General features: G+C 72.3%; 1 protein-coding gene. It reads left to right on the forward strand.

Features of this window, described 5'->3' with window-relative positions; all coding sequences use genetic code 11:
- Window positions 1-107 precede the first annotated feature (107 nt).
- The coding region (locus E3T48_RS07040) for a sensor histidine kinase (RefSeq protein ID WP_134523213.1) at window positions 108-1,580 on the forward strand (1,473 nt) is incomplete at its 3' end.

The raw sequence follows: 1,580 nt of genomic DNA on the forward strand, positions 1-1,580 counted from the left end.
CCCCGCCCCGCCCCGCCCCCCCCCGCCCCCGCGCACCCCGCCGAGCCGCGCGCGCCCCCGCGCTCCCCGTCGCAATGAGATACTCAACCAACGCAGAGGAGGCCCCGATGACGTTGGGTTTGCCCGACCACCTGGTCGAACCGATTCTCAGCCGTGCGCTCGCGCGCGCAGCCCACTGGTTCGCGCTCACCTGCCTCGGCGGCGCGCTGGTCTCGGCCGGGGCGCTGGCACTCGTCCACGAGACCACCACACTCTGGCTCGCCATGCTCGCCGTCCTCGCCATGGCCGCGCTCCTCATCGCCCTCAGCCTGCGCCACACCGTCCTGCTCACCATCGCCTACCTCCTGGTCGGCGCCGGCGGCACCTACCTCTACACGACGGCCGTGCTCGGCCTGCCAGGCGTCTTCCCCGCGTCGAACATGTTCCTCGTCGCGCTGCCCAAGCTGGCGCTGATCATGGTCGGCGGAGCAGGCTCCGGCGCGCTCACCGGCGTGCTCTGGAGCACGGCCGGTTTCGTGCTGGCGGAGGGGGTCACGGTGCTCGCCGCGGCGGAAGCCGAGGTGGCCTATCTGCCCGACGGGTTCACCATCTCCGCCTATCTGTTCCTCGTCGTCGTGCTGCTCCTCGCCGGCTCGGCCCGTCGTCCGCACCGGGCCGCCCAGTCCGCAATCCACCGGGAAGTCCGGGCCGATCAGTCTCGGCTCCTCCGCCAGGACCTCGACCGGCGCGCCCTTGACCTCAATCAGGACACCACCCTCAACGAACTGATCGCCCTGTCCCGGACCCACGCCGGCCCGCTCAGCGAGAACCTGGCCGGCAGCATCCGAGCCGCCCTGCACAGGCTGCGCGGCACCGACTGGCTGGCCGACGCCGACGCGCACAGCGTCATCCATTCTCCCGGGGCGGATGCCTGGCTCACCAGTGAGGTCTACCTGGCGATCGAGCGGTGTCGCGATCGCGGCCTCGTGGTCGACGTCACCGGTGACCGGTCCGCTCTCGGCCGTCTCGACCCGGGCGTCGATCGCGAGCTCGGTCTGGCCGTGCAGCAGTGCCTGATCAACGTGATCCTGCACGCGGGGATCGTATCGGCCGAGGTCGACATCGGCGCCGACGACGTCACCGTTTCGGTTATGGTGATGGATGCCGGCCGCGGCTTCACCGAGTCGGAGACCGGTGCCGACCGGCTCGGCCTCCGCCAGGCGGTGCGCCGGCGGATCGAGCGGCTCGGCGGTTCGGTGACGGTCCTGACCCGGCCAGACGCGGGCACGTCGGTGCTGCTGAGCGTCCCGGCGATCGAGCCCGCCCCGCCGATCGCCCCGCCCCCGCCCGCCCCGGTGATCGAGCCTGTCGAGATCCCGGCCCCGCCCTCGGTGATCGAGCCGCCCTCGCCGATCGAGCCGCCTTCGGTGATCGAGCCTGTCGAGATCCCGCCCCCGCCCTCGGTAATCGAGCCGCCCTCGCCGATCGAGCCGCCCTCGGTGATTGAGCCTGTCGAGATCCCGCCCCCGCCTTCGGTGATCGAGCCGCCCTCGCCGATCGAGCCGCCCTCGGTGATCGAGCCTGTCGAGATCCCCGCCCCG

The sequence above is a fragment of the Cryobacterium fucosi genome, from assembly GCF_004403515.1.
GTDB lineage: Bacteria > Actinomycetota > Actinomycetes > Actinomycetales > Microbacteriaceae > Cryobacterium > Cryobacterium fucosi.